This window comes from Kurthia sp. 11kri321, from assembly GCF_001534765.1.
GTDB classification, from domain to species: Bacteria; Bacillota; Bacilli; order Bacillales_A; family Planococcaceae; genus Kurthia; species Kurthia gibsonii.
The window spans coordinates 2,398,567-2,411,773 of record NZ_CP013217.1 but is presented as its reverse complement, the minus strand read 5'-3'; the positions used below and the strand labels follow the sequence as shown (position 1 = coordinate 2,411,773).

The 13,207-nt window shown below is 34.2% G+C and carries 12 protein-coding genes; 6 read left to right on the top strand and 6 right to left on the bottom strand.

Annotated elements, in window-relative coordinates:
- The first annotated feature begins 20 nt into the window (after positions 1-20).
- Positions 21-644, top strand: a complete 624-nt coding sequence (locus tag ASO14_RS12115) for a hypothetical protein (protein WP_068455674.1) — start codon at positions 21-23, stop codon at positions 642-644.
- Positions 645-713: 69 nt separating this feature from the next.
- On the opposite strand, the gene ASO14_RS12110 is transcribed toward ASO14_RS12115, so the two are convergent.
- Positions 714-1,043, bottom strand: a complete 330-nt coding sequence (locus ASO14_RS12110) for a hypothetical protein (RefSeq protein WP_068455671.1) — start codon at positions 1,041-1,043, stop codon at positions 714-716.
- Positions 1,044-1,151: 108 nt separating this feature from the next.
- Here ASO14_RS12110 and ASO14_RS12105 point away from each other — a divergent pair, with 108 nt between their 5' ends.
- On the top strand, positions 1,152-2,537 hold the full coding sequence (locus ASO14_RS12105; RefSeq protein WP_068455668.1) for a S41 family peptidase: 1,386 nt from the start codon (positions 1,152-1,154) through the stop codon (positions 2,535-2,537).
- Here ASO14_RS12105 and ASO14_RS12100 read toward each other — a convergent pair.
- Positions 2,534-2,941, bottom strand: coding sequence for a PaaI family thioesterase (locus ASO14_RS12100; RefSeq protein WP_068455665.1), 408 nt, complete (start codon positions 2,939-2,941; stop codon positions 2,534-2,536). The two genes, ASO14_RS12105 and ASO14_RS12100, sit on opposite strands and share 4 nt — an antisense overlap.
- Positions 2,942-3,019: 78 nt before the next feature.
- Positions 3,020-3,421 carry a PaaI family thioesterase gene (locus tag ASO14_RS12095; protein WP_068455663.1) on the bottom strand — a complete coding sequence of 134 codons (402 nt, stop codon included), beginning with the start codon at positions 3,419-3,421 and terminating at the stop codon, positions 3,020-3,022.
- 213 nt (positions 3,422-3,634) lie between these two features.
- Between ASO14_RS12095 and ASO14_RS12090 the strand changes: the two genes are divergently transcribed.
- Complete coding sequence (locus tag ASO14_RS12090) at positions 3,635-4,087, top strand: hypothetical protein (RefSeq protein ID WP_068455661.1); 453 nt, start codon at positions 3,635-3,637, stop codon at positions 4,085-4,087.
- Positions 4,075-4,365: a DUF2653 family protein gene (locus ASO14_RS12085; RefSeq protein WP_068455658.1), complete on the top strand. Its 291-nt coding sequence runs from the start codon at positions 4,075-4,077 to the stop codon at positions 4,363-4,365. Before ASO14_RS12090 ends, ASO14_RS12085 begins: the two co-directional genes overlap by 13 nt.
- Before the next feature lie 40 nt (positions 4,366-4,405).
- Here the strand turns inward: ASO14_RS12085 and ASO14_RS12080 are convergent, their stop codons facing one another.
- Positions 4,406-6,007, bottom strand: coding sequence for a tetratricopeptide repeat protein (locus ASO14_RS12080; RefSeq protein ID WP_068455655.1), 1,602 nt, complete (start codon positions 6,005-6,007; stop codon positions 4,406-4,408).
- Positions 6,008-6,726: 719 nt separating this feature from the next.
- Between ASO14_RS12080 and ASO14_RS12075 the strand changes: the two genes are divergently transcribed.
- Positions 6,727-9,255 carry a hypothetical protein gene (locus ASO14_RS12075; protein ID WP_068455652.1) on the top strand — a complete coding sequence of 843 codons (2,529 nt, stop codon included), beginning with the start codon at positions 6,727-6,729 and terminating at the stop codon, positions 9,253-9,255.
- A gap of 260 nt (positions 9,256-9,515) precedes the next feature.
- On the opposite strand, the gene ASO14_RS12070 is transcribed toward ASO14_RS12075, so the two are convergent.
- Positions 9,516-10,244 (bottom strand): WecB/TagA/CpsF family glycosyltransferase, encoded by a 729-nt coding sequence (locus ASO14_RS12070; RefSeq protein WP_068455649.1) that lies wholly within the window; start codon positions 10,242-10,244, stop codon positions 9,516-9,518.
- A gap of 290 nt (positions 10,245-10,534) precedes the next feature.
- Here ASO14_RS12070 and ASO14_RS12065 point away from each other — a divergent pair, with 290 nt between their 5' ends.
- Entirely contained in the window at positions 10,535-12,019 is a 1,485-nt protein-coding gene (locus ASO14_RS12065; protein WP_068455646.1) for a S1C family serine protease, read from the top strand.
- A gap of 217 nt (positions 12,020-12,236) precedes the next feature.
- Here ASO14_RS12065 and ASO14_RS12060 read toward each other — a convergent pair whose 3' ends face one another.
- Entirely contained in the window at positions 12,237-12,929 is a 693-nt protein-coding gene (locus tag ASO14_RS12060; protein WP_068455643.1) for a C40 family peptidase, read from the bottom strand.
- Between the last annotated feature and the right edge of the window lie 278 nt (positions 12,930-13,207).

Here is a 13,207-nt window from a genome sequence, read left to right as displayed (position 1 = left end):
TATTCCGAAGGGGTGTTTAGATGAAGAAAACGTGGTTTATTGGTTTTGAATCGTATGATGTAATATTTCAAAAAGATTTGTATAAAAGAGAACTTGATTTATCGAATATACTATGTAGATTAGGTAATTTATTAGAAGTTTCATACATGAGTGAAAATTATACAGATGAATATCAATTATATACGTATGAAAAAGAACAAGAATGTTTTCTAAAACTCTATACACAATTTAAACAAGGAATTATTCACATTGAGCAGAAGATTATAGATGAAAAGGAAAGACGAAAAAATTTTTTGATTCAACATCAAGTCCAAGAATGGATTACAATGTTACCAGATGTATTCGACATGCATAAACAGCTATCTACATTTGAACATGGCGAATGGAAGATGTGGCTAGGTTTTTGTCTAAAGCAACATCAAATTACACCTTTAAAAGCACATACATATCAAAAATTAGTTGAATTAGCCTGTCTTTTTTATGCATGGTATTTTCTTAATCATGTAATAGATTGGGAGCGATTTGATATAGATCCAATTTATCGTGCAAATCAACAATATTATTTAAAAAAACATTATGATGAAGCTACTTTTTATCGCTTAGAACACCTGATGATTTTTCAAAAAATATATCTACTTTTTTAAAAGAAAACAATCTAAATTGGTTCGCTGTAAAGAAAAAGGGAAGAACCTATTTAGATCGTTTTTTATGTTTTATTTCTTTTGTAATGTATAAGACACTTCGTCGCTAATAGTTCCATCCTCTTGAATTCGATAGAGTTCATATGTATTAGCATTTGTTTCAACAATTGTATAAGTCGGTTTGTCATTTAACAGAAGTTGTCCTTCTTTAATGGTGTATTCGCTAATCGTTTCATGTTGTCCATCTTTTAATGTAAGAAGATTAGCATCTTCATTGAAGTCCATTTCAATTGAGTGGTCATCAGTTCTTGCTGTATACTTTCCATTTAAAGAAATAGAACCACAAGCAGCAAGTAGGGTTGTTAGGACAAAAATAGCCCCTAAATTTGAAAGTTTTCTCATCGATTCAAACCTTTCATACTAGCATTCTATACTATCATAGCATAGGAATAGCTATTACTAAGTAAATTTTTTGTCAAAATCGTTACATGAAAAGAGCGGAGGGATTGAATGAAAAAGAAATTTTTAACTAGCTTTACAACGGTATTCTTGGGGGTTGGGTTCATCATAATGCCAATAGCACAAGCAGCTGAACCACTAACAGAGGTCAAAAATATTGTCAAACAAGTCTACTATCCTGGTGTATCAGACAAAACGCTACAACAAGCAAAAACAATTAAACAATTAATGAGTAAACTCGATCCATACTCAGAATATTTAACATCTGCGCAAATGAAACAATTCATCAATAGTATAGAAATGAATTATGTCGGAGTAGGCGTTACAGTGCTAGCCCATACAAAAGGATTAAAAATTACAGAAGTCGTTGCCAATTCGCCAGCTAAAAAACAGGGGATTCAAAAAGGGCATATTATCACAAAGGTAAATAACAAAAATTTAAAAGGAATGAAGTATGAACAAGCTATTGCCTTATTAACAGGTAAGGTGAACACGAATGTAACGATAACAGTTTTGAACCCAAAAACGAATCACACGAAGTCGTACACAATGAAACGCCAAAAACTAAATGTACCAAATGTTGAAACGAAGCGACTGGCAGGAGGTGTTGGTTACATTCGTCTTAATAGTTTTGCATCGAATAGTGCGCGTGACTTACAAAACCATATGGCGAAATTAAAAGATGTGAATAGCTGGATTCTCGATTTACGTGGTAATCCTGGAGGCGATGTAGAAGCAGCTGAAAAAGTAATTGGTATGTTTAAAAAGGCAAAATACGCATACTATATTAAATTCGCAAAGGACAAAACCTATTACTATCAGCCACCTGTTAAACAAAAAAAGCAATTTAATGGTTCTGTGGCAGTTCTTGTAGATCAGCATTCAGCAAGTGCTTCAGAAATGACAGCTGCAGCTGTAAAGGGGCAAAAATTAGGGACAGTTTACGGACAAAAAACCTATGGAAAAGGCGTGCAACAAGGCTTATTCCCACTTAAAAATAATAAGGGCTATTTAAAATTAACAATGGCAGAATTTTTCGGTCCAACAACCGGAACAGGATTTACAAAGATTAATCGCGTTGGTGTTACACCAAATGTTAAAACAGTAGCTGGAGCAGAAGTACAGACGAGTCATAAAGCATTACTTCAAAAGGCTCTCGCGAAAAATAGTGTAAAAACGAATAGCTATGTCATGTCTTACAACAAGCAAACGATGACTGTTAAACCGTCTAAAACACTGTCATGGTCGAAATTGAAAAATGCCAAAGTCTATGTCATGCAAATTGGTGGCACGACACAAAAAGTAACCATCAAAAAAGCCTCTCAACAACTCGTTATTCAACCGAAAACGACATTGAAAAAAGGCTCAACATATTATGTGAAAATAAAGCCAACAACAGGTAAATCGACGTACACCTATATGCGTGTGGGAAGTTAAGATGCTTTAATAAGCATCAGTGATGAAGTAATCGTCGCAATGACACGATTACGCTGATATACCTCTGCTTCCACGTAGGCAATCGTCTTGCCTAACTTCTTAACTACTGTACGAATTTCTGCTTCACCAACTGTCCCAGGGCGATGATAGGTTGATTGAATGGATATACTTGTGAAGGCGATATCGGGTTTTACGACACTGAGTAAAGCATAAGCCATACCGATATCGGCAGCTGCAGTAATAAAGCCGCCAAGTACCGTACCATTGCCGTTCAGTTGTTCAGGTGTAATGTGCCAATGACAGATTGACTGTCCTTTATTCGCTTCTTTAAATGTGACGTTCAGTAAACTTTCAGAAGGTGATGCTTTGATTCCTTGTTCTAATAAAAAGTCGAGTCGATTCATCTTTAAAACCTCCAATTTTTGTATAATTATATAGTAAAAGGAGAAATCTCGCTCAGATTTCTCCTTTTTTCATGGTATTTATTTTTCGATAATACCTTTGAATGTAGCTGTACAAAGTGCTACCAATTCACCTGCTGGGTTGTGAATACGCCCTTCCACAATAACAGTTGAACGTGTTTTTTCAATCACATGTCCTGTAATTTTTTGAACACCTTCGTCTCCTTGACGAATAAAGCGCGTTTCCATCTGAATCGTTAGGACGTTATCAAAACCAACAGACATCGTTGCCATTCCCATTACATTATCGAGTGCCATCATGATAATACCACCATGTAATGTTCCGCTTGTATTTTCAATTTCTTTTTTAAATGGTAAATGAATCTCAGCGTAACCGTTTTCAGCTTTGACGAATTGAAAACCAACTTTATGCCAAAGATCAAGTGCTTCAAAACGTTGTTGAATTGAAAGTTTCGTTGTCAAAAGAATTCCTCCTGAATAAATAAGCTTACTATTAATCATAGTAAACAATGCATTAAATTGCTATATAAAAATGATTTTTTCCATTAAATTGGGATAAAAAGTGTTTTGACAAAATTTCGACAATTATTGAAAACGGAACCATACATATTATTTCGGAAAGTATATATTTCATGATATGATAGTGTTAAACATATTATAGGAGGTTTTTTTCAATTGAAAAAAATAATTGCAGCACTTTTTGTAGCGACATTAACATTCGCTGCGGTAGGACCAGTTCTATCATCAACTCAACCATTAACAGCAGATGCGCGTGGCTATAAATCAGGCAAAAGCGGCTTTAATGTCAGCAAAAGTCCATCAAATAACAACACAAACTCAAACGTACAAAATAAATCAAATACAACAAACAACAAAACAACAAACCAATCAGCAGCGCAAAAAAGTAACAAAGGCGGCCTAATGAAAGGCTTAATGCTTGGTGGTTTAGCAGGTTTACTATTCGGTGGTTTATTATCAGGTATGGGTGCTATGGGTAATATTTTAGGATTATTAGTAAACGTAATCGCGATTTTAGTCGTTATTATGTTAATCGCTAAAATCGTATCAATGTTCCGTAACAACAAACGTGATAAAGAAGAAGAGGATCGTAAAGCATGGAAATCGTAATCCCAGAACAAGACGTAATTAACTCAATTTGTTTATATCATGCACGCGAGAAAAATATCATTCCTGAAGATGTTGAAGTAGAGTTAATGTATGACGACGAATTAGGTTTTGAAGCAGAAGCATTCTCAAATGGCATGTCAACACTGTATAAAGAAGGTAATATGATTTCAGCACTTCGTGTTTGGGTAGAAGATTACTTAAACATGAATCCATTCTCAACAAGTATTCGACTTGAACTGGATGACGAGCAAGGAATCATTGCATACGCAGCAGAATAGACAGTAAAGAACCTCAGATTTTAAAATCTGAGGTTCTTTTTTATACGGGAATAAGATCTTTTTTTAATCTACTTAACATTTTTTTAACTTTTGCAACTTGTTTACGTGAACTGAATTCTTCTAATACGCTAATGGCAGCCTCGCGATTCTCATTTGCTATATAAGCTTCTGCTAATAGAATCGCAAATTTATATTCTTTAGGGAATTTATCGTAAGCCTCTTTTGAAAATTTAATTGCTTCATTGAATCTTTTAAGAGCTACTAAAGCTTTACTGATTGATACATAAGGACGGTCGAAATCAGGCATCATCTCTTTTGCATGTTGCGCAAAATCAAGTGCCCATTTGGCATGATTTTTTTGTAAGCAATAATCAGAAACGACCCAATAGTACTCAGACGATTTTTTACGCAATGCGCCACGTTCGATTTCTTTTAACGGTTTCTTTTGTAAAAAGTTCATAACAAGTGGCTTTAATTGTTTCGTTTGTGCTAAAAAACGAGGTACGCGATGTCCAGCATACGGAATCTTTAAAATACGTGCTTTTGGATAAGACGGAAAAATTTCATGTTTGATATATGGTTCATCTACTAAATTTTGCGGATCATATACAATCGTAATATTTGGGTTATGTGAAACAGGATGTGGAGAAATATGTTTAAAAGGCTCTTTTACAACGATGGTACGCGCACCATAATCTGGATTAGCAGAGTTTCTAGGAGCCATCGCTAAAATACGAATATCTGATATAAGGGAACCAAAGTATAATGCAGCATAGCCACCTAAACTCGTTCCATAAGCAAACTTATCTTCATATGTAGAGAAAACAGGTGAAGTAGAGTCGATATAATCTTCTCGAGATAAATCTTGGTGAAAGTTACGCACGTGGTCGCGGCGTAAGGCAACTAAGTCCATGTCATTCTTTTTAATTAAGTTAAATGAGAACGGTATATCATGCCATGTTTTATCAATCGTATCAAATGTTGCGACAACACGTTCATTAGGTATTTGGTGTTTGTATAGTTCGATACGTGATTTACCATTATTAAAAATAATATACTTTCGGTAGGAGTCTTTAAATAACTTACTATATTCTTCAGGATTCTCATTTCTTATCGTTTCAATGAGTTGTTTTGATTCTTCCTTTTGTCCGAGTAATTGTAAACAAACGGAATAATCATATAATGATGTGGTAGTTACTTCTTGATCATGTAACAAGGGGAATAATTGTGAAGCCCATTTCCAATCAAAGATTTGCATAGCTTTTTTCGTAACAAAACGAAGATAAGGGCTATTTTTTTTGTTCTGCTCAATTCCAAGCATGGCAATTTTTTTAGCTAATTCCTTTTCTTCTATATTTAACAAGTAATTGATACAGCTTTCATAGAAAAAACGAGACGCGGCTTTTTTACCAATCATTTTTTTTATCATTTTACGAAGTACAAAAGTCTTTTCATTTTTAGCCTTTAATAAGGAACGAATTTCATGGTTACACGGATAATGTTGTAAACCTTCCTTTAAAAGGCGTGAATAATTTTTTCCTTTTATTTGTTTAGCCAATTCTATGTATTGATGTGCAGATGGTTTTACAGGGTCTTGCTGAATCATGCTACATAATTCTGCTTGTAATGCTTTTGAATCCATGAAGGATTCACTCCTTTCAAAATACAGTCAATACAATTAAAACATAATTCCCAGTAACATTTTTACAGAATAGTGAATTGTAATAAATTTTAAGGAACCTGTAACTAATAGGTAATGTTAAGTGTTTTTGTTAAAAGAATGTAATAGCTTTTTTGATAAATTTCTGAAGTAAGCTATAAAATTGTAATTAAATGGATATATTGCGAAATCATTAAAAAACAATGACTTGATTCAGAAGTGAAAAAATACAATTTCAAGTCGAAGTTTGTCGAATAATGACTGGTTCATTAGTCCTTATTTGATTATTTTGTAAATAAAGCGCTTTATTTATCATAAATTTTAATAAAATATACCAATTATAAGATTCCAAAGTACTTGTTATAGGTAATAATTATGTTGAATGTTATTTTTTTGATAAAAAGTAGAAAAGTATCGTAATTTTATGATTAATTTTTAGGAAATAGTAAAATAAATTATAAAAAACAAATAAAATAGTAATTTGATGATAATTATCATCAAATTACTAGGTAAAATAAATTATTATTCTATATTTTAGTAATAAATTTAGAAAAAGGCTAAAAAAATAAGAAATGATGTGATATAGTAGTCAATAAGTGATACATGAAGGACTTATGTAGGATATTGTTTAGGATTATTCTCATGCACTCGAGTGTATTACGAATAAATAACATTTGTGACTAAAAAGGAGATTTTCAATTATGCGTAACTTTAAATTAATTAAAACTGCAGCAGCCCTAGCATTAGGTGCTTCAGTAGTAACATCAGCTGTAGTAACAACAGACGCTTCAGCAGCAAGCAAGTACAAAATCAAATCTGGTAAACTAGTTGTTGCCAAAACTGGTAAAGTAGCTAAAGGTTACGTTACTTACAACAAAGTAGTTTATAAAGACGGTAAAAAATTCACTGGTTTAAAATCAGGTGTTTATTACAAATCAGGTAAAAAAGCGACTGGTACTTACAAAGGTGCTTATTACGTAAAAGGCGCTAAAAAAGTAACAACTGGTACTTATAACAAAGCTTACTACGTAAAAGGTGTTAAAAAAGTATCTACAGGTCTTTATGCTTCTAAATACTACAAAGATGGTAAAGTAGCAACTGGAACATATAAAGGTGCTTACTACGTAAACGGTGTTAAAAAAGTAACAACTGGTACTTATAACGGTGCTTACTACGTAGCAGGTAAAAAAGTTGTAACAACAGGTCTTTACAAAAATCAATTATATGTAGCTGGTAAATTAAACAAAGGTTACAAATTATACAACGAGAACCTTTACAAAGATGCAGCTTTAAACGCTGAATTAGTAATCTTTGAAGAAAAATTATACGATGGTGCTAAAGTAAACGAAGGCATCAAAGAATTCGATGGTAAATGGTACAACAATGCAGCAATCGCTAACGGCGTTGTAACAGTAGATGGTGAAAAACACGCATTCAAAGAGGGCGTTAAATTACCTTTAGTTGTTGAAGGTATCACAGCAATCAACACATCTGTAGTAGAAGTAGCAATCGCTGCTCCAAAAGCTGACGTATTAAAAGCAACTGTAGAAGTTAAAGACGGTAAAGGTAACATCGTACCAGTTAAAACTGTAGATGTATCTGCTGGCGATAAAACAGTAGCATTCACATTCGATAAAACAATCACAGATGCAGACTTCACAGGTGTTTGGACAATTGATGGCGTTGAATACAACTTTGACGTATTAAACCAATTTAAAGCAATTAAAGATGCTTCAACAGATATCGCTCTATATGATGCATTAAAGGATGCAGGTATCACTTCAGTTAACCCTGATTTAGTTGGCGATTACAAAACAGCAATCCAAGCTGCAATCTCAGCTGATAAAGCAACAAAAGTAAGTGATATTCAACCAATCATTGATCAAGTAAACAAAGAAAAAGTTGACGCAGTAAAAGAAAAAGAATTAGTAAAAGCTTTAAACGATGCAAAAACAAGCGATATTAAATTCTTAGCTGCATTACAAGCTAACTTCACACAAGTAAACAAAGAATGGTTTACAGAATACAAAACAGCACTTTCAGCTGAAATTACAGCATCTAAAGATGTACAAGATAAAATCAACCAAGTAAACGAAACTAAAATTGGTGCTGCATACGATAAAGCATTCAAATCATTAGCAACAGCTGATATCCAAGCTGCTCGTGAACTATTAACAACTTACGGCGCTACAGCTGGTAAAGATGAATTTAATAAAAAAGGTTACGCAAATGATTCATTAGATGTACTAGCAGCACTTGCAAAAGTAGATGCAGCAACTACAAATAACACATTAAAAACAGCTTTAGTAGAATTAGATGCTTTAGAAACTAAACTTGTTGAAAAATACAAAAACGAATCAGCAGTAACTGTTAAAGATGAATTTGATGTAAAAGAAGTAAAAGAAGAATTCTTAGCAGATTACCGTGCAGCAGTAAAAGTTGCAGTTGTAGGTTCTAAAAACCAACGTAAAGACATCGCAACAATTATTACAACAGTGAACTCTGAAAAATTAGCAGGTCAAAAAACTGCAACAGTTGATGCTGTAAAAGCTATTACAGAAAAAACAACTGAAGCAGAAGTTGTGAAATTATTACAAGATGTACAAACAGCACACCGTACTGCAAACCAAGAGCCAGCTCTTAACAAAGTAAACGAAGCATACGCTAAAGCTTACAAAACAGAAATTACAACAGTAGGTGCAACAACTTTAACTACAGCTGATGCAATTAACACTTTAATTGGTAAAGTAAATGGTGAGCAAGATGCGGCAGCACAACTTTTAGCTGTAAATGAAGCAAAAACTGTAGCAGAAATGACTTCAGCATTAACAGTAATTTCATTAACTAACGGTACATCTGCAGCTTACATTAACTTATCAGCAGCAAATAAAGCAGAAGTAGCTGAATTAGTATTAGCTGCTAAAAAAGCAAACTTTGTAGATGCAACAAAAGTTTCAGAAGCAGTAGATGCAGCAGTTGCAAATCGTTCAGATTTAATTTCAGAGGTAAATAAAGTAGCAAAAGCTGACTTTGATTACACAACAGTAGACACAGCATTAAAAGCATTAAATGTTGAAGCTTACAACAACTTAGATGCAGTTGCTAAATTAGCAGCAGCACAAAAATTCCACGCTAACGTACCAACAACAACTGTTGAAGGTAAAAAAGTGGTTGTAGAATTCGTAAACATTACTGCAATTAAAGAAGCTTTAGTAGCAGCAACAAAATAATTCAAACGCAAGTTAATAACCCAAACTTTATGTGTTCACACATAACAAGAGTAGGAATCGCCACGTGCGATTCCTACTTTTTGGTTTTTGGAAAAAACGACTTCAGAGTATGGGGGAGGAGCGAATGACCCATTTTCGTCCTCGAATGCCCCGTTTCGCCAACCGAATGTTCGAATTCACGCTAATCTAGTCAATTCAAGTCCCAAACAACCAACTCAAATAAAAAACCAGAACAGTCCGGTCACTGTTCTGGTTCCAAATTACTTTCTTTTTTCACGTTGTATGGCGAGTAAAAATTGTGGGATTTTCAACATACGTTTAGCACGAGTTGGTTGTGTGATCAGGCGATAAAACCACTCTAAATTAAGGCGTATAAAGAGTTCTGGCGCACGATTGACTTGTCCTGATAGAACATCAAAGCTACCGCCTACACCCATCATAATGGCGTGCTGGAAGCGTTGAGCATGCTCTGCAATCCATTCTTCTTGTTTGGGTGCACCAAGCGCAACAAAGATGTGAGTTGGTTTTAATTTAGCAATTTTTTCAGCTACTTGACCGCCGTCGCCATCGCCACCATAGCCGTCAGAAACACCGACAATTTTGGCGTTTGGAAAACGTTTTTTTGCTTCTTCAGCTGCTTTTTGAGCAACCCCTGGTTTACCACCGTAAAAATAAAAGCGGTGTTTTTCAACATCTGCTAGCGATAAAAATTCAAGTAATAATTCATAACCGGCAATGCGTTCTTGGAGAGGTGTGCCGAGCATCTTTGCACCCATAACAACGCCAATTCCGTCTGCTACAACATGATCGCTCGCACGTAAATAGCCCTCATATGTAGGATTTTCTTTGGCTAGCATAATAATTTCAGGGTTGGCTGTGACGATTTGAATCGGACGTTTTTGTTTTTCTAACAAAATCATCATTTTTTTGGAAAATTGTGCTTTTGTTGTATTTGTAATGGGTATATTTAAAATGTTTACTTTATTCACGAGTTGTTCATTCCTTCGAGTTTAGTCCATTTCATTATATAAGAAAATGTAAAGAAAAGAATGTAAAAACCGATAAAATAATTAGGAATAATATGGATTTTAAGGGATGATTATTAAATTCACACTATAGACATAGTCCGTGTTAAAAATTTCATTACATTGTCACATTAATTTTCTAAAAAGAATGTGATATGATATGCTTTGTGAAAACAGCCATATATCGATGAAACTTTTTAATATGTTCATCCGTTAATATGGTAGACAATATAATAAGATTGGAAGTGGATGTTATGAGTGAAAACAGACGTTTTAAACCGAAGAAGGCTGCGTTTAAGCGTTTAGTAGTAGCTTTCATCCTCATTGCAGTTGTTGCAGCTGGCATCTATGCTTTAGTAACTAAGACAGATGACCAGGCGAAAGACAACAACATTCGTGTTCAAAATGAAGAAAAAGAAGCGAAAAAAGAGCCAAAAGATGAGGGCGAAAAAGATGCAAAAGGTACGGTAACGAAAGAAACCTCGAATGAAGAAACTTCTTCAAAAGACACAACAAACCAAGATGAAACACCAGTCAACATGCCGACCTATAATAAAGATGCGATTATTGCTAATGCAAAAACGCAAATTTATACAGTTTATACTGATCTACAACAAGGTTCTGGCTTCTTAATTAATAATAAAGGTGACATTTTAACAAATGCGCACGTAGCAAAAGACGCAGGGTTTGTTGTGGTGAAAAATGAATTGGGTCAAGAATTCCAAGGGAAAGTCATTGGTATTTCTGATAAAACAGATGTTGCATTAATTCGAGTACCTGATTTAGAAGGAAAAAATCCACTTGTACTTGATACAGCTACTGCAAAAGTGGGGACGAAAGTTGTTGCAATTGGTAGTCCAAAAGATCAATACGGTACTACTACAGAAGGTGTTATCCAAAGTATCGGTGCTGAATTCGTGGACGATTATACATACAAAAACTTGTATGAGATTACGGCACGCTTAAATAAAGGTTCAAGTGGTGGGCCACTAATTAATGCTGAGACAGGTAATGTCATCGGTATTAACTCCATTATTTTAGAAGATCACCCGGAGATTGGTTATGCAATTCCTCTAGCCTCTGTGATGGGACTAGTGAATAAGTGGTCAGCGCAAGATATTAAAATTGATTTCAATGAAGATACAGAGTTTGATAATAACCATGCAGATGAAGCTTACTTTGATGAGAACTTCTTAAAAGAAAGTATGGAAAGTTATTATGTATTATTAATTCAATCTATTAAAAATGGAGAGCACAAATACTATGATACGTTCATCGGAAACCGTCCAGCAATGAAAGAAGCAGACGCGATGGTATCACGTTATACAAAAGATAAGCAGTTTAAATCACTTGATTACAATGTAACAGGTGTCACAATTAACAAAGATTATGCAACAGTAACAATGAATACTGTAGCGAAGTATGTAGATCCAAAAACGAAAAAGACACATACGATTACAGAAAATGTGGCGTATACAATTATTATCAATGATATTGGAGAGTATGAGATTTCAAGTATTATTGTAAACAGTTCTGTAGATACAGGTAAACAAGTAGAAGAAAAACCTGTAGAAAAACCGACAACTCCTGTTGAAAAACCAGAAGTAGATGAGCCAGAAACAGAAGAACCTCCAACTACAGATGGTAAAGATGATACAAAAACAGATACTGAAAAAGAAGATGTGCCAGCAGATACATCTAGCGTAGATAGTCCGGTAGATAGTACAACAGAAGAATAGTGAAACAGATTGGGGTATAAATGTAAAAACTACTATCCCACATAAGCATAAGAAAAACTGGAATCGCGCTGTGTCGTGGTTCCAGTTTTTCGTTGCAAACACTAAAAAAGAAAGTAGTATGTTTACCCCAGCTTGTTTCTATACAAAAAAAGAGTAGCTTTACATGAGCTACTCTTTTATCACGAATTTAATTAGACAACTTGAATTAATTTAAGAATTAGAAACGGCCGTAACCTACTACATAACGATCCCAATAACCAGAAAGAGATTGGTACTGAACACGGTTACCAGCAGCGTGTAATAATTGACCATTACCAGCATACATTGCTACGTGTGTAATACGGCTGCTACCTACAGAGAAGAATACTAAATCGCCAGCTTGTAATTGGCTGCGAGATACCTTCTTAGAAGCTGCGTATTGAGCGCCACTTGTACGTGGGATAGATTTGCCAGCTTTGTTTTTGTAAACATAGCTAGTGAATCCAGAACAGTCGAAACCGCGTGGTGTTGTACCACCCCATACATATGGAGTACCTAAAAACTGAGAACCATAAGAAATTAATGCTGAACCGTTGTTAGATGCTTTTTTAACTTTTTTAGATGAAAGATACTTTGCATTCATCCAACCAGATTTACCAGTATATGTACCATAAACCCAAGTTGTACCGTTTACAACTTTTTTAGATGATAATTTAACTTTGTTACCGTTTTTAAGTGTTTTTACAACTTTAGAGTTTACTGTAGCGCTAGAGCGCATATTTAGTGATCCGTCACCTGAGTAAACATATTTTGTAGCTGAGTATTGAACTGCTTTAGAAGTAGCAGCAGAAGCATCCGTAGTTGCTCCAAATAAAGATGATAGTGCGATTGCGCCCGTGGCGATTGTTGAGATAACTAATTTCTTAAACATGTGAGTCCTCCAATAAATTCGTTTTTTATGTAATCGTTTTGTTTAAATTCGTAAGTAAAAATTAACTACACTAACTTTATAAAAAATCAACACATCAAACAAGGCTAATTCAGTTACAGTTATATTACAGTTATATTACAAAAACTTAGTTTAAAGATATTAATATTCAGATAATATAAGTTTTATAGGGTGGTTTTCATGTTTTTTTGAGAATTTATGCTTTTTTTTATTATATGTATATAGAAATAGAAAAAATACTACTGACGTATATTACACTA